16 protein-coding genes are annotated in these 17664 nt (G+C 66.3%); 8 read left to right on the plus strand and 8 right to left on the minus strand.

The features are described 5' to 3' along the window. Positions 1-272: 272 nt before the first annotated feature. The 4 genes from ACQR1I_RS02860 (at position 273) to ACQR1I_RS02875 (ending at position 3293) form a co-directional block, all read left to right on the plus strand. On the plus strand, positions 273-1448 hold the full coding sequence (locus ACQR1I_RS02860; protein WP_434865658.1) for a patatin-like phospholipase family protein: 1176 nt from the start codon (positions 273-275) through the stop codon (positions 1446-1448). 4 nt (positions 1449-1452) lie between these two features. Then, positions 1453-2244, plus strand: a complete 792-nt coding sequence (locus ACQR1I_RS02865) for a 3-hydroxybutyrate dehydrogenase (protein WP_434865659.1) — start codon at positions 1453-1455, stop codon at positions 2242-2244. Between the two features lie 236 nt (positions 2245-2480). After that, positions 2481-2732 carry a SemiSWEET transporter gene (locus tag ACQR1I_RS02870; protein WP_434865660.1) on the plus strand — a complete coding sequence of 84 codons (252 nt, stop codon included), beginning with the start codon at positions 2481-2483 and terminating at the stop codon, positions 2730-2732. A gap of 9 nt (positions 2733-2741) precedes the next feature. After that, entirely contained in the window at positions 2742-3293 is a 552-nt protein-coding gene (locus ACQR1I_RS02875; protein WP_434865661.1) for an RNA 2'-phosphotransferase, read from the plus strand. Between the two features lie 28 nt (positions 3294-3321). Here the strand turns inward: ACQR1I_RS02875 and ACQR1I_RS02880 are convergent, their stop codons facing one another. The 3 genes from ACQR1I_RS02880 to ACQR1I_RS02890 all read right to left on the minus strand — a co-directional run bounded on the left by ACQR1I_RS02880 (position 3322) and on the right by ACQR1I_RS02890 (position 6481). Then, a complete protein-coding gene (locus tag ACQR1I_RS02880) occupies positions 3322-3981 on the minus strand; it encodes a L,D-transpeptidase (protein WP_434865662.1) in 660 nt (219 codons plus the stop codon). A gap of 166 nt (positions 3982-4147) precedes the next feature. Beyond that, positions 4148-5524, minus strand: a complete 1377-nt coding sequence (locus tag ACQR1I_RS02885) for a lipopolysaccharide biosynthesis protein (RefSeq protein ID WP_434865663.1) — start codon at positions 5522-5524, stop codon at positions 4148-4150. Positions 5525-5644: 120 nt separating this feature from the next. Next, positions 5645-6481, minus strand: coding sequence for a protein-disulfide reductase DsbD domain-containing protein (locus tag ACQR1I_RS02890; protein WP_434865664.1), 837 nt, complete (start codon positions 6479-6481; stop codon positions 5645-5647). 136 nt (positions 6482-6617) lie between these two features. Between ACQR1I_RS02890 and ACQR1I_RS02895 the strand changes: the two genes are divergently transcribed. Then, the gene (locus tag ACQR1I_RS02895; protein WP_434865665.1) at positions 6618-7268 is read left to right on the plus strand and encodes a YqgE/AlgH family protein; all 651 of its coding nucleotides are present in this window, start codon (positions 6618-6620) and stop codon (positions 7266-7268) included. Positions 7269-7472: 204 nt separating this feature from the next. Here ACQR1I_RS02895 and ACQR1I_RS02900 read toward each other — a convergent pair whose 3' ends face one another. Together ACQR1I_RS02900 and ACQR1I_RS02905 are read right to left on the minus strand one after the other, a co-directional pair. Next, positions 7473-8360 (minus strand): TauD/TfdA dioxygenase family protein, encoded by an 888-nt coding sequence (locus tag ACQR1I_RS02900; RefSeq protein ID WP_434865666.1) that lies wholly within the window; start codon positions 8358-8360, stop codon positions 7473-7475. A 121-nt stretch (positions 8361-8481) separates the two neighbouring features. Continuing rightward, positions 8482-9261 carry an SDR family NAD(P)-dependent oxidoreductase gene (locus ACQR1I_RS02905; protein WP_434865667.1) on the minus strand — a complete coding sequence of 260 codons (780 nt, stop codon included), beginning with the start codon at positions 9259-9261 and terminating at the stop codon, positions 8482-8484. Between the two features lie 132 nt (positions 9262-9393). Here ACQR1I_RS02905 and ACQR1I_RS02910 point away from each other — a divergent pair, with 132 nt between their 5' ends. The 3 genes from ACQR1I_RS02910 (at position 9394) to ACQR1I_RS02920 (ending at position 11824) form a co-directional block, all read left to right on the plus strand. After that, entirely contained in the window at positions 9394-10539 is a 1146-nt protein-coding gene (locus ACQR1I_RS02910) for a PQQ-dependent sugar dehydrogenase (RefSeq protein ID WP_434865668.1), read from the plus strand. Positions 10540-10646: 107 nt separating this feature from the next. After that, entirely contained in the window at positions 10647-11381 is a 735-nt protein-coding gene (locus tag ACQR1I_RS02915; protein WP_434865669.1) for an SDR family NAD(P)-dependent oxidoreductase, read from the plus strand. Positions 11382-11455: 74 nt separating this feature from the next. Further along, positions 11456-11824, plus strand: coding sequence for a CsbD family protein (locus ACQR1I_RS02920; protein WP_434865670.1), 369 nt, complete (start codon positions 11456-11458; stop codon positions 11822-11824). Between the two features lie 112 nt (positions 11825-11936). On the opposite strand, the gene ACQR1I_RS02925 is transcribed toward ACQR1I_RS02920, so the two are convergent. From ACQR1I_RS02925 to ACQR1I_RS02935, 3 genes are all read right to left on the minus strand, one after another. Then, complete coding sequence (locus ACQR1I_RS02925; RefSeq protein WP_434865671.1) at positions 11937-13733, minus strand: SGNH/GDSL hydrolase family protein; 1797 nt, start codon at positions 13731-13733, stop codon at positions 11937-11939. 210 nt (positions 13734-13943) lie between these two features. Then, positions 13944-15623 carry a copper-containing nitrite reductase gene (nirK, locus tag ACQR1I_RS02930; protein WP_434865672.1) on the minus strand — a complete coding sequence of 560 codons (1680 nt, stop codon included), beginning with the start codon at positions 15621-15623 and terminating at the stop codon, positions 13944-13946. A gap of 468 nt (positions 15624-16091) precedes the next feature. After that, positions 16092-17492 (minus strand): lytic murein transglycosylase, encoded by a 1401-nt coding sequence (locus tag ACQR1I_RS02935; RefSeq protein WP_434865673.1) that lies wholly within the window; start codon positions 17490-17492, stop codon positions 16092-16094. Positions 17493-17664: the final 172 nt, after the last annotated feature.

Below are 17664 nucleotides of genomic sequence, written 5' to 3' on the forward strand. Positions count from 1 at the left end.
CCCGGACCCCAGGGGTATGATCGCAATTTTGCGCGGGTCTCTCTCCGCGCCGTCATGGCCGGGCTTGTCCCGGCCATCCACGTCGTCCGGCACGCTGAGAACGACATGGATGCCCGGGACAAGCCCGGGCATGACGGAGTAACAAATGGGCAGGATCGTTCGTCGCGACAGCTCCGTATCTCCATATGCGATACCCCTGCATGCTCCAGGGTGGATTGACGTCACCGCGAAGTGACGCCACGTTGGCGCTTGTTTTGCTAATGACCGGCGCAATGACACACCATTCATTTCCCCCGCAGCCTGCAACCCCCACCTGTTCGCAACGAGTCCTGGTCCTGCAGGGCGGCGGTGCGCTCGGCTCCTACCAAGCCGGTGCCTATCAGGCGCTGTGCCACTTCGATTTCGAGCCCGAATGGATTGCCGGTATTTCGATCGGCGCCATCAATGCCGCGATCATCGCCGGCAATGACCGGGAGAAGCGCATCGATCGGCTCAAGGAATTCTGGGAGATGGTGTCGTCCCCGGTGCCGTGGAAGCCGCTGCTCAACGGCGACCATCATCGCTCGGCGTTCAACGAAGTCAGCGCCGGACTGATCGCCGCCTTCGGCGTGCCCGGCTTCTTCACCCCGCGCTTTCCGCCGGCGCCGCTGTGGCCGGCCGGCACGGTGCAGTCGGTGAGCTATTACGACACCGCGCCGCTCAAGCGCACCCTGGAGCGGCTGGTCGATTTCGACCGCATCAACGATCTCAAGACCCGGTTGTCGGTCGGCGCCGTCGGCGTGACCACCGGCAACTTCACCTATTTCGACAATGTCGAATTCAAGAAACAGGGCAAGCGCCTCACGCCCGAGCATATCATGGCCTCGGGCGCGCTGCCGCCGGGCTTTCCACCGGTCGAGATCGACGGCGAGCATTACTGGGATGGCGGCATCGCCTCGAACACGCCGCTCGACTACGTGCTCGACACCGAGACCGATCGTGATCTCCTGATCTTCCAGGTCGATCTGTTCTCCGCCCGCGGCGAGCTGCCGCGCACCTTGCTGGAGGCGGCCGAGCGCGAGAAGGACATCCGCTATTCCAGCCGGACGCGGATGAACACCGACAAGAACCGGATGATCCACAACACCCGCAAGGCGCTGCGCGAGCTCTATGCCAGGCTGCCGGACGAGCTGCGCAACGATCCCTCGCTCGAGATTCTGTGCAAGGCGGCGCAGGAGAACACCGTCACGGTGGTGCATCTGATCTATCGCAGCAAGAGCTACGAGAGCTCGTCGAAGGACTACGACTTCTCCCATGTCGCGATGGTCGAGCATTGGGAGGCGGGCGTGCGCGACGTGCATCAGTCGATGCGCCACAAGGACTGGCTCGAGCGGCCGCAGTCCGGCGAGACCATGGTGACCTACGATCTCACGCAGGACGGCACTCTCGCTGCCGCCAAGAAGGAGTGAAGCAATGACGACGAATTTAAAGGGCAAGACCGCCGTGGTGACCGGCTCGACCAGCGGCATCGGGCTTGCGATTGCGCGCGGCTTCGCCAGCGCGGGCGCCAACATCGTGCTCAACGGCTTCGGCGCGCCCGCCGACATCGAGAAGGAGCGCGCCGGCATCGAGAGCGAGTTCAAGGTCAAGGCCGTGCATTCGCCGGCCGACATGAGCAAGCCGGCCGAGATCGCCGGCATGATCGCGCTCGGCGAGAGCACGTTCGGCAGCGTCGACATCCTCGTCAACAATGCCGGCATCCAGTTCGTCTCGCCGGTCGAGGAATTTCCGCCGGAGAAGTGGGAGCAGATCATCGCGATCAACCTCTCCTCGGCGTTCTACGGCATCCATGCCGCGGTGCCCGGCATGAAGAAGCGCGGCTGGGGCCGCATCATCAACACGGCGTCGGCTCACTCGCTGGTCGCCTCGCCGTTCAAGTCGGCCTATGTGTCGGCCAAGCACGGCATTGCCGGCCTCACCAAGACCGTCGCGCTCGAGCTCGCCACCTTCAAAATCACCTGCAACTGCATTTCTCCGGGCTACGTGTGGACGCCGCTGGTCGAGAAGCAGATCCCGGACACGATGAAAGCGCGCAACCTCACCAAGGAGCAGGTCATCAACGACGTGCTGCTGGCGGCCCAGCCGACCAAGGAGTTCGTCACCGTCGACCAGGTCGCGGCGCTGGCGCTGTTCCTGTGCAGCGACGAGGCGGCGCAGATCACCGGCACCAACCTGTCGATCGACGGCGGCTGGACGGCTGCTTGATCCTTCCGTGGTGATCGCCCGGCTCAAGCCGGGCGATCAAGTATCCACCGGCACCTGTGATCGACCGCGACGCCGCGGCGTACTGGATTCCCCGCCTGGGCGGGGAATGACCGTGGGTGGGGCGCTATCGTGCGCCCGAAGGCCGGACAATCAATTCCGCACGGGAGCGGGTTTCGCTTCGGCGCGCATCGTTCTACAAGCGGGCTTCTTTCGGACGCACTCCTACGGACCTCATCTTGCTCGTCACCCTCATCGGCCTCGGCGCCGCCATCTGCACCACGTGCTCGTTCCTGCCGCAGGTCATCAAGGCCTGGCGGTCGCGCTCGACCGGCGACATCTCGACCGGCATGTTCGTGCTGCTGACCACCGGCAATGCGATGTGGCTGCTGTACGGCGCACTGATCGGCGACCTGCCGCTGGTTCTCGCCAACGTCATCACGCTGGCGCTGGTGGCCGCGATCCTCGGCCTGAAGCTGCGCTATGGCTAGGAGCGGACGATGGCCCGAGATCCAGTCCGGTTGAGCAAATTCCTCAGCCTCGTGCTGCGGCATCAGCCCGAGACGATCGGCCTCACGCTCGACGCCCAGGGCTGGACCGCCATCGATGACCTCATCGCCCGCGCGGCCGCGGCGGGAACGACGCTCAGCCGGGCCGATCTGGAGCATGTCGTCGCGACCAGCGACAAGAAGCGCTTCACCCTCTCGGAGGATGGAACGCGCATCCGGGCGGCGCAGGGACATTCCGTAAGTGTGGAGCTTGGCCTGACTCCGCGTGAACCGCCTGCCGTGCTGTTTCACGGCACGGCGACCCGGTTCGTCGCGGCCATCATGGCCGAGGGCTTGAAGCCGCAGTCACGCCAGCAGGTGCATCTGTCTTCGGACGAGACGACAGCCGTGAGTGTCGGTCAGCGCCACGGCAAGCCCATCGTCCTGCGTGTCGATGCCGCCGCGATGCATCGCGCGGGCCTGCGATTCTACCTTGCTGACAACGGCGTCTGGCTGACCGATCTGGTGCCGCCTGAATTTCTGAGCGTCGCCGCCGCGCCCTGAGCGGGGGCACGTTCAGCCGTCGCGGCGATCAGCTCCGGCGGGCGAAGATGCTGGTGTTGGTCGCTGCGACGCTCTGGCCGGGCGGCAGCACGACCACGGTCGACCCGAGCTGAACGCGGCCATAGAGGTCGGCGACATCCTGGTTGGTCATGCGGATGCAGCCGGACGATATCGCTTGGCCGATGTATTCCGGCTGGTTGGTGCCGTGAATGCGGTACAGCGAGTCGCGGTTGCCGTCGTACAGATAGATCGCGCGGGCGCCGAGCGGATTGGCCGGGCCGCCGGCAACGCGCTTCGGATACGGTCCGAGGCGGGCCTGGATCTCCGCGGTCGGAACCCAGTCCGGCCACTCCGCCATCTTGCCGACCGTCGCGATGCCGTGAAAGGCCTGCGCCTCCTCGCCGACGGCGACGCCGTAGCGGACGGCCTTGCGATCCGGGAGCACGTAGTAGAGGAAGCGCGCGTCGGTATCGACGACGATCGTGCCCGGCTGTTCCTGCCGCGTGTACTCGACTATGTGGCGCTGGAACTGCTCGGGGATCTGCGCCTCAGCATAGGGCGCACGCGACAGCAACTGACGGTCGCGCGGGGTCAGCGCGGCATCCGTGGTCGGCGACAACGTCGCCTCCATGCAGCCGGCCAACAACAACGGTGCAGCGAGCACCACTGCGAGCCCCAGTCTCGGCATCTCGATCTCCCCCAACGCGCGGTCGGAAACCATGTGCTGGGAGGATCGCGCCAATATCAAGGCGTTGCACCCAACACTTGCGTGATCGCTGCGCGCTGAGAGCTGCGCTCTCAGTTCCGTCAAGCGGCTGACAAGATGACGCAACAGATGCGTCGAGACCGGTTCCTCAGGATGCCTTGCCGAAGGCAAGAACGTGCAGTCCCAGCCGCTGCTTGACGATGCGGAACAACAATACCGTCTCGAAGGCGAGCGAGAGCGAGGTCGCGGCTGCGGCGCCATGACCGCCGAAATGCGGCACCAGCAGGATGCACAATACGAGGTTCATGACGAACGCCGCCGCGTAGGCCATGGCGCAGGCGCGCTGCTGGCCCAGCATGTTCAGGAGCCGCTCGACCGGCCCGATCGCCGCGCGCACCACGAGGCCGATCGCGGCGAGGAACATGATGTCGTAGCCGGCCGTGAACTGCGCGCCGAACAGCCACAGCAGCGGCTTGCCGAGCGCGAGCAGCACCAGGGTCGCTGCGAGCGACGGCCAGAACGTCCATTTGATCGCGTGCGCGACATAGGCCGACAGCCGCGCCTTGTCGCCGAGCGCGTGATATTCGGCAAAGCGATGCGCTGTGGTCGCCGACATCGCGTAGTGGATGAACGATACCAGCGCGAGCGTCTTCACCACCGCGAAGTAGATGCCGACCTCCTCGGACGAACGGAACTGCTGCAGCACCAGCACGTCGGTGTAGGACAACAGCAGATAGAAGCTCTCGACCAAGAGGATCGGCAGCGACACCGCGAGCCAGCCACTGACATCGTACTGCTTCGGTCCGGCCGGGACGTGGCGGTCGAGCCGGCGGTTGAGCACCAGCATCTGGCCGAGCATCGCGACCCAGACGGCGGCGGCGCTGGCGGCCATCGCCGCGGTGGCGCCGAGCTGCAGGCCGAGCACGAAGGCGCCGGCGGTGAAGCCGATGATCAGGCCCTGGCGGATGATGAATTGCGGCATCAGCCCCAGCGCCATCCAGTCGTGCGATCGCGCGATGCCGTCCTGGGTGTTGGCGACCACGAAGGCCGGCAGCGTGAGACAGCCGATGTAGAGCGGCATGCGCTCGCTCGGATCGATCCACGGCGACAGCAGCGCGATCAGTCCGGCGAGCAGCAGCGCGGCGATGGTGGAGGTCGCCAGCGTCAGCCAGCGGCCGCCGGACAGGAAGCCGCGGAGCAGCGCGTGCTGGCCCGCCGTGCGATAATCCGGGATGATCTTCTGCGCCGACGAGGCGATGCCGAAATCGAGCATGCTGCCGAGCAGCAGCACCCAGGTCCAGACGTAGACATAGACGCCGTAATCCGAACCGCCCATCCAGCGCGCGAGCACGATCTGGGAGAAATAGGCGAGGCCGGCGCTGAGCACGCGGATGACGAAGATCAGGGCCGCCAGCCGCTGCGTCAGCGACGCCTCGCCGCTGCCGGCGAGCGCGCGCAGGCGCGCCATCAGCCGCGCTGCGAGGCCTGTGGGTGCGGGGGCGTTGCGGGCGTCGATGAGAGCCACGGCTCGGGTCAAGCTCCACGGCCGCGCGGTGGGCGGCGATGCCTCTGTCCTATCAACCCACCGTTAAGAATGGGTTGGATCAGACCGGCTGGCAGACCGGATGGCGGGGCGCGACGCGCGTCAGGGCAGGTTCACGTTGAATTCGTAGGCCTTGTCGGGCGCAACGAGCGTGAATTTGAGCGCCGCCCCGTCGGGCTTCACGCCCGGCGGAACGCCGTCGAGCTCGAAGGCGAAGCGCATGATGCCCGGGATACCGCTGTCGCGCAGGGTCGGAATCGGCAGCGCCCAGTCCGGCGTCGGCCCCTCGACATAGAGGTTGATCCCGCGGGTGCCCGGCGCTGCGACGTCGACGATGACGTCCTTCTTGCCGTCGCGCTTGACGTCACGGATCGTCAAGGCATTCGGATCGCCGACATTGGCCGGCTTCGGCACGGTGTCGAGCGCGGCCGACAGCGCCGAATCCTCGGTGCTCGCGACGCTGGTGAAGGCGAGCTCGGCCTTGGCGTCGACCGGAATGCAGATCTTCTCGCACACCGCGTAGCTGATCTCGGCGCGCAACGTCATCGGCTTGTCGGCGCTCTTGGCGACGATGCGCAGCGGCAGCACGACGGCATCGTGATAGCCGAGCGAGTGGCCGCCCGCGCCGTCGTCAAACTTTGTCGGCGCCGGCCACAGGACCGTCACGGCTTCGACGTTGTCGGACTTGGAAAAGTCGAACCGTGGCGGCACACCGGAGTCGCCCGGCGAGCGCCAATAGGTCTTCCAGCCCGGCTGCAGCTGAAAGGCGATGCCGCCCAGCATCACCGGACCGCTGCGCGACCCCGCAAGCAGACGGACGGCGGAGTGGCCGTCGCGCTGCCACGGCGAACTATCCTGAGCCCGCGCGCCGGGCGGGCAGGAGATCAGAAAGGACGCGGCGAGCAGCGTGGCGGAGAGACGAGGAACCAAGGCGGACATGAGACGTCTTTAAGGTTTGGTTCGGGTGCAAACCATTGAATTGCTTGTGAGCGGATTCCGGCGCGGAGGCCTGAACCTTGATTGACAGATGCGCATCCCAATATCAGGATATCAACCATCATGAGAGTCCTCGCGGATGAATCCTGAAGCAAAACGGCTCGGCGACATTCGCCGCAAAGTGACCGGGATCGGGGACCAGGCCTCTCACGGCGGTTATCTCGACGGCCAATTGCTGGTCGCAATGCCCGTCATGGGCGACTCTCGATTCGAGCGCTCGGTGATCTATCTCTGCGCGCACTCCGCCGAGGGCGCCATGGGTATCATGGTGAACCGGCCGGCCGGCAGCATCGATTTCCCGCAACTGCTGATGCAGCTGAACATCATCGAGAAGGGCGACCAGATCCATCTTCCGGACAGCGCCGAGACGATGAAGGTGCTGAGTGGCGGTCCGGTCGACACCGGCCGTGGCTTCGTGCTGCATTCGAGCGACTACTTCATCGCCAACGCGACCTTGAAGATCAACGACGGCGTGTGTCTTACGACGACCATCGACATCCTCAAGGCGATCGCCAAGGGCAACGGCCCGAAGCATGCCATCCTCGCGCTCGGCTATGCCGGTTGGCGCGCCGGTCAGCTCGAGGAAGAGATCCAGGACAATGGCTGGCTGCACTGCGACGCCGATGCGGACCTGATTTTCGGCGACAATGTCAGCGACAAATACGATCTCGCTTTGCGCAAGATCGGCATCGACCCGGGCATGCTGTCGAACGCGGCGGGACACGCGTAGTTCGCGTGGATGCCTCTCCTCGTTGTTGGAGAGGCAATCGCATTTGCCGCTCGGAGTTTTGCGGATATTTCTCTCCACGTCGTCATGGCCGGGCTTGTCCCGGCCATCCACGTCGTTCGGCACGCTGAGAGTGGCGTGGATGCCCGGGACAAGCCCGGGCATGACCGAGTAACTAACTGCCAGGATCGCTTATCGTCTCAGCTGCTACTCCGCGGCCTGCTGGGCCACCGTCGGCTCGGTGCCGGCGACCGTGGCGCGGCGCATGTCGCGGGGCTGCGACTGATCGTAGCGGCGCACGCGGTGCAGGGTCTGGCGGTTGTCCCACATGATCAGATCGTGCAGCGCCCACCGGTGGACGTAGACGAACTCCCGCTGCGTGGCGTGTTCGGTGAGATCGCGCAGCAGCAGCCGTCCCTCCGGCACGCTCATGCCGACGACGGCGCCGGCATGCGACGACAGATACAACGACTTCCGCCCATGCGCGGGATGCGTCCGGACCAGTCGTTGCCGCACCGGCTTGAATATCTCCTTCTCGTCATCGGTGTAGTCGAGGAAGCCGAGCGAGCCGCGCGAATACATCAGCGAATGTTCGCAGACCATATCCTCGATCTCGGCTTTTGTTTCCGGGTCGAGCGCATCATAGGCGGCGCGCATGTCGGCGAACTCGGTGTTGCCGCCCTTCGGGTTCACGATTCGCGCCGACAGGATCGAGTACTTCGCCGGGATCGGGCGGAACGAACTGTCGGAGTGCCACAGGCAGTTGCCAAGATTGAACAGATGCGTGCGATGGTCTGATGGCAGCGGCTTGCCGTCCTTGCCGAGATTGGAAACGTCGTTGAGTCCAGTGGTGAGGCGGTAATCCTCCTTCTTCGTGACGGTGCCGCCACGCGCCTTCTCGCGGTCGCCGAAGTTGAGCGCGAAGGCGAGCTGCTGCTCGTCGGTGATGTCCTGATCGTGCAACACCAGCACCGCATAATGATCGATCGCGGCCTGCAGTTGCGCGAGCTCGTCCGGCGTCAGCGGCTTGCGCAGATCGACGCCCGAGACTTCGCCGACGAATTGGGGATGCAACTGCCGGATGGCGATGGCCATGGCGTCCTCCTTGCTGGTCCTCTCACGGCGGATCTGTGAGTCCGCGCTGACCAGAGGCTACGCCGGACGGGCATGAAGTCAACGCGAGCGCGCATCGCCCGCGCGCACGTCTGTCATGCCGTCACGCGTTGCGGGCCATCAGTCCGCCGTCGACCGGGATCACGGCGCCGGTGATGAACGAAGCGGCCGGCAGGCACAGGCTCAGGGTCATATGCGCGACCTCCGCCGGATCGCCGTAGCGTCCGAGCGCGGTGCGCCGTCTGGCATAGATCGCCTTCTGCTCGTCGGGAATGCGCGCGGTCATCGCTGTCGTGATCGGCCCTGGGCAGATGCAGTTGACGGTGATGCCGTGGCGCCCGAGTTCGACCGCGAGCGAACGCGTCAGGCCGGTGACGCCGGCCTTCGCGGCGGAATAGGCGCTGTGCAGCGCGGTCGCACCGAGCGCCTCGGTCGAGGCGATGTTGACGATGCGCGGGCTGCTCGACCTCAGCAGATGCGGCAGCGCAGCGCGAATGACGCGCTGCTGCGCCGTCAGCATGACCGTGAGCCCCTTGGCCCAGGCGTCGTCATAGGCGTCATCGTCGATCGCCACCCGCACCGAGATGCCGGCATTGTTGACGACGATGTCGAGCCCGCCGAAATGCGCGGCGGCCGCGTTGACCACGCTGCTGATCGCCTCGCGATCGGCGAGGTCCAGCCGCCACGCGCGCGCGACACCGCCGGCTCCAGTGATCTCGTTCGCCACGGCCTGCGCGCCGCTTTCATCGAGGTCGGTGACGGCGACTTGCGCCCCCTCATCGGCGAACACGCGCGCGGTCGCGCGGCCCATGCCCGATGCGGCGCCGGTGACCAGGACGGTCAATCCTCTCACGGATCGGCTGAGTTGCTTGTGGTCCTGCATTTTGCGGCTCACGGAAATATGCGCACCTTGTGGTCCCGACCGGGGTATCACCAATCCGACCCATTCGATAGGCACCGATCGCGGGCGTCCGCATTCACGCACTGCGATGAGGATCAACAAACGGGAGTCACCATGGTGCTGCACCGGACATTCATGACCTTGGCGGCGTTGGCTGCAAGCCTCGTTGCCGCAGCGGCCGCGCAGGCCGACAGCATCAATGCCGGCGGCCGCAAGGCCAGCGCAGTCCAGCCCTTCACCGCGCAGAACGTCGCCGAATTCGATACGCCGTGGGCCATCGCCTTCCTGCCCGACGGGCGGATGCTGATCACGGAGAAGCCGGGTCGGATCTACGTCGTGACTCAGAACGGTCAGAAGACCGAGGTCGGCAACGTGCCCGCCGTTGCCGCGCGAGGACAGAACGGCCTGCTCGACGTCGCGGTCTCGCCGAGCTTCGCGACCACGTCCCAGGTCTACATCACCTCCACCGAGCCGAGCGCCGAAGGCAGCCGCCTGGTGCTCACGCGTGCCGTCTTGTCTCTGGCGAACGATCGCGCGACGCTGAACGAGCCGAGCGTGATCTGGCGCCAGACGCCGGCGGGCGGCGGCGGTCAGCCCGGCGGCATCATCGCGTTCGATCCGCAGGGAACGCATTTGTTCCTGACCGTCGGCGACCGCATGCAGCCGAACAGCGCACAGGATCCAAACCAGGCGCGCGGCAAGGTGCTCCGGCTCGATCTCGACGGCAACACACCCGCGGACAATCCGATGGCCGAGGACAAGGGCGTAGCGGCGCAGACCTGGACGACGGGCCATCGCAATCCCTACGGGCTGGCGTTTGCAGCCGATGGCCGGCTCTGGCTGCACGAGATGGGGCCGCGCGGCGGCGACGAGCTCAATTTGATCGAGCCGGGAAAGAACTATGGCTGGCCGCTGGTGTCGAACGGCGATAATTACAACGGCACGCCGATCCCGCGGCATGCGACGCGTCCGGATCTCGCGGCGCCGCCGCTCTATTGGGATCCGGTGATCGCGCCAGCCGGCCTCGCCTTCTACGACGGCGGGATGTTTCCGCAATGGAAGGGCTCCGCGCTGATCGGCGGCCTGCGGGTGCATGCGCTGGTGCGCGTACGCTTCACCGCCGACGGCCAGCCCGACGAAGCCGAGCGCTGGGACATGGGCGAACGCATCCGCGATGTCGCCGTCGCGCCCGACGGCGCGGTCTGGATCATCGAGGACAACTCGCCGGGCCGCCTCAGGCGGCTGACGCCTGCGAAGTAGCGTCGCATCTCCGGCACGGGCGCGGACAGCGCCACGCGGCGCGCCGTTGACAGCAGCGGCGCCGCTCTCCACACAGGTCGACAAACAACAAGGAGAGGGCAGGGGAGATGAACGCGCTCGACTTCTCGGGGCGGCAGGTGCTGGTGATCGGCGGCTCCAGCGGCATCGGCAACGGCATTGCACAAGCATTTCGCGCGCAGGGAGCCAATGTCGCGGTCTGCGGCACGCGCGCCAGCGCGGCCGACTACACCGTTGATGAAGGTTCCGATCTCGACGGCCTGCACTATCAGCAACTCGACGTCAGCAATGCCGCCGCCATCGAGGCGTTCACGCCCGGCTTCGACCGGCTCGACGTGCTGGTGCTCGCGCAGGGCGCCGTGCTCTACCGCCGCGGCGAGTTCGCCATGGATGGCTTTCGCAAGGTCATGGAGGTCAACCTGATCAGCCTGATGGCCTGTGCGACGAAGTTTCACAGCCTGCTGCGCGATGCCAAGGGCGCGCTGATCATCGTCTCGTCCACCGCGGCCTATCATTCGACGATGGGCAATCCGGCCTACAACGCCTCGAAGACCGGCGCGGTCGGACTGACACGGACGTTGGCAGAGGCGTGGGCGGCAGACGGCATTCGCGTCAACGGCATCGCCCCGGGCCTCGTCGACACCAAGATGACCAAGGTCACGACTGCCAATCCGCAGCGTCTCGAGGGCGCCTTGCAGCGCATTCCGCTGAAGCGTCTGGGCACGCCGCAGGACATGGCGGGCGCGGCGCTGTTCCTGGCCTCGCCGCTGTCGTCCTACATTATCGGCCAGACCATCGTCGTCGACGGCGGGCTGATTTTGTAGTCGCTCGGAACCGTCGCCGCCCCAGCCGGTTAGCAGGAGGGAAGCCCGCAAACGCGAGACAAGGAGAGGCGGCAATGGATACGGATCGGTTGACCGGAACGGCGAAGGATGTCGCAGGCAAGGTCGAAGGCGGCATCGGCGAGATGACTGGAGACAAGAGCACCCAGGCCTCGGGTCGCGCGCGCGAAGCCTCGGGCGTCGTGCAGAATCTGTACGGCCAGGCCAAGGACGCCGCGCGCGAGGCCGGCGATGCGGCGATGGACTACGCCAAGGACACGTTCGGCAGCAGCACCGACTCGCTGCGTGACGGCACCCAGGCGCTGACCAAGCGGGTTCAGGACAATCCGATGGGCGCGCTGCTGGTCGCCGGCGGAATCGGCTTCATGCTGGCGATGCTGATGCGTCCGTCGAGCCGCCCGCAACCGCAGCGCTGGCGCTACTAAGCCACCCACGACTCAACAAAGCTCATGAAGCAATCAGCCCGCATTCGAGATCGAATGCGGGCTGATTTGCTATGTCTCAAACGCGGAGCCGCATAGGCGGCCGCTCGTGCGATCAGCGCGGGGGCGCGTCGAGCACGGCGGCGGAGCGGCCGACCGCGGCAGGCGGGCGCGGCGGCGCATTGGGATTGCGGGCCGCAGGCGGCCTGGGCGGCTGCACCTGCGGCTGCTGCGGCGCCCCAAAGCCGAAGAAGTCGCGGACGCCCTGGCCGGCCTGAGCCGGCTGCTGGGCCTGCGGGGGCGGCGTCTGAGCCGGCGCGCCCGGCGTGGTCAGCCGCCTTGGCCTCTGCTGAGCCGGGAGCTGGCTCGGGACAGCCGGTGCAGCCTCGGTCGGTGACGTTGCGGCAACGGGTGTGTCGGGCTTCGCGAGCTCCTTCGGCGGCTCCTTGGCCTGCTCGCGGCCGATCTCCCGGCGCGGCCAGATGTAGTCGTCGGCGCGGCCGGCGGGCGGGCTCAAGGCCTCGCCTTTGACCAAGGTCCGCGCGGCCAGCGCATCGACGGCGGCAGGGCGCGAGCCCGGTCCGCCGAGCAGCTGATCGGTGCCGACGGAGGACGCGACGAGCGGCAGGATCGGTCCGGCCACCGGGCGCGGCGCTGGCTGGCCCGGCACGGCGTTGGCGTCGGGCGTCGCCGGCTCGACCGGCAGCTCGAGCGGCGACGAGCGCGCCGCAAGCAGGCGGTTGATCTCGCGCTCGGCATAGTGGGCGAGCTTGCGCGCGCCGGGTTTGGTGAAATACACGCCGTCATAGGAGCGCAGCTGGCGGATCTGACCTTCGAAGTCCGGGCCCTTCTGCAGGAAGCGGCCGGCTTCATCGACGAAGCCATCCCAGACATCGACATAGGTGATGCCGGCCTTGCCGGCGGCGTCGCGATAGAGCGAATCCAGGAACAGCGCGTCGGCGGTGCCCTTTGGGCCACGGATCGCGGGCAGGCCGACCCAGAGCACGGGGACGCCCTTGCTCTTGGCCGCCGCGATCATCTCCTCGATCTTCTTGGTGTAGAGCTCGACCCAGCGCTCGTCGCGGAACTCATACAGTCCATTGGGCGACCGGGCGGTCTTTTCCGGCGCGGCGACCGCGGGCGTGTCGTTGTCGGCCTCGTCCTGCGGCAGTTCGCTGTCGGCCGGCTTGGCGGCGGTGTCGGCTTTCGCATCCGTCTTGCCGTCGGGCTTGCCATCCGGTTTGGCATCGCCGGCCTTGGTCTCGCCCGGCTTGCCGTCGGCGGACTTGCCATCAGCGGGCTTGGCATCGCCGGGCTTGGCCTTGGCGTCCGTCTTGGTCTTGTCGCCCTTCTTGTCGTCAGGCTTGACGGCCTTATCCACCGCTGGCTCGCGGATCGAGAGGCGGTCGTTGAGGCCGAGCATGATTACGACGGCGTCGGCGCGCTCGCCGGCCAGGATGCCCTTGGCGGCGGCAGCCCAGTCGGCCGGCTCACCCTTAGGCTGGTACTTGATGAGGCCCGAATTGGTCTTGATCCTGCGGGTCACGCCCATGTCGGGCTGCTCGGCATAGGCGTCCTCGAGGCCGTAGGCGAGCCAGTCGGCCATGCCGTCGCCGAGCACCAGCACGTAGCGCTCCGGAGCATTGTCGCGCTTCTCGGGCGGCGGCGCCTTGGAATAATCCTGGGTCACCTTCTTCGGCTGCTGCGGCTGGAATGGCGTGAAGAAGTCGTTGCCGAACCAGCCGCCACCACCGCCGCGCGGCACCGGCCGCGGCGAGGAAAACGGGTTGAAATTGAAGAACTGCGCCGAGGCAGGGCCGGCGATGCCGACGAGCATGGCGATCACGACCGCCAGCACGACCATCGGGCCGGGCTCGTTCAACAGCTTGAGGAAGGATTTCAGCTTTGACATGCGCACCCGTCCGCACCGCCGCGCGGCGAAATCGTCTGTACCCATATAGTCGCAGCCAAATCCGGCCGCAAACGGGCAATCTGCGGGGAGAGCCCCAAACTCTCCGCGATCGTTAAGGCGCGCCGGTTCCGGTCGATGCCCGGGGGGCAAGACGGGTCATGGCAGTTGCCCTACCTTATTACCCTTTGGTGGCTCCTTGGGGCGGCTGCCTCAATGCCCCGCCTCCGGCATCAGCTTGCCGTTGTAGATCGCGGGATTGTCCTGTCCTTCGACATGCAGGATGCCGAGCAGCCCGCGCTCGGCGCGGGCGAGCGCATGGTCGACCAGGCTGTAGGTCCCGGGCACCTCGACCTTAAACTCGGCAATGGCGGCCCCGCCCGGCGGAACCGCCACGGTCTGAATGCCCCTGAGCGGCGGCGTGGTCAGGCCGCCGAGCAGATCAACCTTGTCGAAGATCGCGCCGATGACATGGAACGAGGAGCCATGGTTGGGTCCGCCGACGCCGAAGAAGATTCGAATGGTGTCTCCGACCTTCGCGTTCAGCGGGTGGAACTTGCTCAAGGCGCCGACAGCGCCGTTGAAGACGAAATATTCCGGCCGTTCGGCAAGCAGCTTCTCCACGCTGAACTCGGCGCTGCCATGCTGGCCGTAGGGGATGTCGGAATAGATTTCGCCCTGCATGACATAGAACTCGTGATCGACCGGCGGCAGCCCGCCTTCCGGCTCGACCAGGATCATGCCGTACATCCCGTTCGCGATGTGCTCCGCCACCATCGGCGTGGCGCAGTGATAGACGAACAGGCCGGGCACCAGCGCCTTCCAGGTCATCGATTTCTCACCGCCCGGATCGACCTGCAACGCTGCGGCGCCGCCGCCGGGTCCGGTGGCGGCGTGGAAATCCACCGAATGGATCATGGCACTGTCGGCCGAATTCTTGAGGTGAATCTCGACCGTGTCGCCGACGCGGACGCGGAGCAGCGGTCCGGGTACCTTGCCGTTGAACGTCCAGAAGCCGAAGGTCGTGCCCTCTGCCAGCCGTCCTTCCACCTCGACGCTGAGAAGATCGACGCGCACGGTCTGCGGATCGCGCCGTCCGATCGGAGGCGGTAGGTCGTCAGGCTCGCGTGAGATGTCGGCCTCCACCACGGTCTGCGGCGCGGGCCGCGGCGTCACCACGAACTGGCCCTCCATTCCCGCGAGCCTGTGCCCCGGCACGCTGCAGAAATAGCCGAAGTCGCCGGACTTCGCCGCGCGGAATGCGATCGTCGTGCTGGCGCCCTTGCCCGTGACCCTGGGTGATTTCGCGTCCTGATCCGGGAATACGATGTCGTGCTCGGCGCCTTCGCCGTTGATGAGCGTGAGCTGAACCACTTGTCCTTCGATGGCCGTCAGCACGGGATTGACCTTGCCGTCGATGGCGCCGCCCACGCCGATATAGACCATCCGTCCTTCGGCGATGCCGGATCTCAACGTGTACTTCGCATCGGCGACGTAGCCGATATCGGCGCCCGTCGGCGCTCGCGGCGTGTTTGCCGCCGGGGCAGGGGGCGGCGCTTGCGATCGCGCGGTCGCGGCGGCGGTGCTGGACGAAGCAGCCAGGTAGGCAATCACGTCGGCGCGGTCATGATCGGTCTTGAGCCCCGGAAACGGCATCTTGTTGCCGAGCACGACGGCGGCCGGATCCTTGAGATAGCGATCGAGCGTCTGCGCCGTCCAAACGAGATCTGCGCCTTTCATCGCCTGCGAATAGTCGTAGTTGGGTATGGCGCCCGCCTTTCTGCCGATGATGCCGGCGAGCGAAGGACCGAGTAGATTCTTGCCCGCCTCGGTGGAATGACAGGCTTGGCACTTGCGGAATACAAGCCGGCCGGCGGCCGGATCGCCGGACAATGTCGGAGTGGCACTGGAGCTTGCCGGTGTTTGGTGACCCTGGCCGGTCGTCGCCTGCGCTGCAGCCTGGACGATGGGCTGTTCAGCCGTTGCCGAATCTCGTTGAGCCGCGGGCTGACCTGTTTGTGGAGATACCGGTTGTCGCTCTGTTCTCGCCTTCGGCGCGATGCGGTCCGGGGCAGGTTCAGGCTTTGATGCTGGCAGGGACTCGGATCGGCTGGACGTCGATGGCGGCTCGCCAGGCGGCTCCCACAGCGTTCCCAACGACAAGCTGCCGACGATCAGGACCAGTCCCGCCAGCAGGATGGACCATCGGCGAACCGCCCCGACGAACCTGTGCAACATGCGAACCATGAGCTTCCGCGAAGGTTTTGCGAAAGTTCGGTGCGTTGCCTCGGTTCGTCACCAACATGGGTTGCCGGGGCGGCGGCCTCCCGCAAACGTGTTCAGCGGTGAACTGCTAACCGATCAGCGCGCGCGCAGGCGTTCGAGCACTTCGGAGGTGGCAAAACCGTCCGCAGGTGCCCCGATCGAGGCCTGGAAGTTCCGCAACGCCTCCCGCGTCTGCCCGCCGAACTGGCCGTCCGGGGTGCCGCGGTAGAATCCGCGCTCCGCCAGCAGCTGCTGCAGCTCGAGCCGCTCGGCCCGGGACAATGTCCGTTCCTCGCGCGGCCAAGCCTGCACGAACGGCGGCGCGCCGCGAAGCCGGTCGGCGAAATGCCCGATCGCCAGCGCATAGGCCTCGGCGGGGTTGTATTTCATGATCACGCGGAAATTCTGCAGCATCAGGAAGCCGGGCCCCTGGGCGCCGGCCGGCGCCAGCAGATAGGCCTTCTCGGCCGTGGCCGGGAACGGCTGGCCGTCGGCGCGTCGCAGCCCGAGTTGCCCCCACTGCGCGAAGCTCATGGTCTTGGCGCGGTCGGCAAGCATGAAGTTGAAGCCCTGGGGCAGCACGACCTCATAGCCCCAGCTCTGGCCGGTCTGCCAGCCGTCCTTCTTCAGGTTGTTGGCTGTCGAGGCGATCAAATCGGCGGGATTGTCGACCACATCGCGGCGGCCGTCGCCGTCGGCGTCGACGGCGAATCGCTTGAAGGCGGTCGGCATGAACTGGGTGGGGCCGAATGCGCCGGCCCAGGAGCCGCGCAACTGCTCGGGACGGAGATCGCCGCGGTTGAGGATCTCCAGCGCCGACAGGAACTCGTCCTTGAAGTAGGCTTGGCGGCGGCCGATGCAGGCGAGCGTCGCGGTCGATTGCAGCACGCTGCGGTCCCCGATCTGGGTCGAGTAGTTGGACTCGATGCCCCAGATCGCCGCGATGATGTAGCGGTCGACGCCATAGGCGCGCTCGGTGGCGTCGAACTGCGGCTTGTACTTCGCCAGCACCTCGCGGCCCTTCGCGAGGCGATTGTCGTTCACCAGGATGTCGAGATAGTCCCAGATCGACTTGGTGAATTCGGGCTGCGCATCGAGCAGGTCCATGATGCGCAGGTCCGGCGACAGGCCCGCAGTGAAGCGCTGGAAATTGTCCTGCGTGATGTTGCGCCTTGCGGCATCTGGCCACATGCCGGCGACGCAGGCGTCGAAATTGCCGGCGGCGTCGCGGATCGCAGCCGCGGTCATCAGCGGATGGCCGGAAGCGCCGTCCTCGCCGCTCCATGGCTGCGGTCCACCAGAGGGGGCCTGCACCGGCGCCGCCTGACCCGGGTTTCCCTTGGTCTGGGAGCCGTTGAACAGGCTGTCGAGGAGGTTCAGCGGATTGCCGCCGGATTGGGCTGATGCGGAACCGGACACCGCTGCCACCATTGTGACCACCACCGCGGTCCGCGTTCCGGCCTTCAGCGCCGCCAGGACTTCGTTCCGTCGCACCATGTCTCAATCCAGATCGTAGGAAGACCGACCTTCACGAGGCCCAATCCTGCTTAACGGGAGATTAACGAGGTTCATCATTTCCGCAGCGAAATTTAGCCGTCCCGCTGCCTCCTGCGGAACACTCGACCAACATCCGCCTTTGTTCTCGGCTGCAAACCAGCTACCAACATGC

Origin of the sequence: Bradyrhizobium sp. HKCCYLS2038, from assembly GCF_051167655.1 — a bacterium.
Taxonomy (GTDB): domain Bacteria; phylum Pseudomonadota; class Alphaproteobacteria; order Rhizobiales; family Xanthobacteraceae; genus Bradyrhizobium.

Coding starts and splice junctions, on each gene's coding strand:
- ACQR1I_RS02860 (WP_434865658.1), top strand. CDS start 273: ATGACACACCATTCATTTCCCCCGCAGCCTGCAACCCCCACCTGTTCG.
- ACQR1I_RS02865 (WP_434865659.1), top strand. CDS start 1,453: ATGACGACGAATTTAAAGGGCAAGACCGCCGTGGTGACCGGCTCGACC.
- ACQR1I_RS02875 (WP_434865661.1), top strand. CDS start 2,742: ATGGCCCGAGATCCAGTCCGGTTGAGCAAATTCCTCAGCCTCGTGCTG.
- ACQR1I_RS02880 (WP_434865662.1), bottom strand. CDS start 3,981: ATGCCGAGACTGGGGCTCGCAGTGGTGCTCGCTGCACCGTTGTTGTTG.
- ACQR1I_RS02890 (WP_434865664.1), bottom strand. CDS start 6,481: ATGTCCGCCTTGGTTCCTCGTCTCTCCGCCACGCTGCTCGCCGCGTCC.
- ACQR1I_RS02895 (WP_434865665.1), top strand. CDS start 6,618: ATGAATCCTGAAGCAAAACGGCTCGGCGACATTCGCCGCAAAGTGACC.
- ACQR1I_RS02900 (WP_434865666.1), bottom strand. CDS start 8,360: ATGGCCATCGCCATCCGGCAGTTGCATCCCCAATTCGTCGGCGAAGTC.
- ACQR1I_RS02905 (WP_434865667.1), bottom strand. CDS start 9,261: ATGCAGGACCACAAGCAACTCAGCCGATCCGTGAGAGGATTGACCGTC.
- ACQR1I_RS02910 (WP_434865668.1), top strand. CDS start 9,394: ATGGTGCTGCACCGGACATTCATGACCTTGGCGGCGTTGGCTGCAAGC.
- ACQR1I_RS02915 (WP_434865669.1), top strand. CDS start 10,647: ATGAACGCGCTCGACTTCTCGGGGCGGCAGGTGCTGGTGATCGGCGGC.
- ACQR1I_RS02920 (WP_434865670.1), top strand. CDS start 11,456: ATGGATACGGATCGGTTGACCGGAACGGCGAAGGATGTCGCAGGCAAG.
- ACQR1I_RS02925 (WP_434865671.1), bottom strand. CDS start 13,733: ATGTCAAAGCTGAAATCCTTCCTCAAGCTGTTGAACGAGCCCGGCCCG.
- ACQR1I_RS02935 (WP_434865673.1), bottom strand. CDS start 17,492: ATGGTGCGACGGAACGAAGTCCTGGCGGCGCTGAAGGCCGGAACGCGG.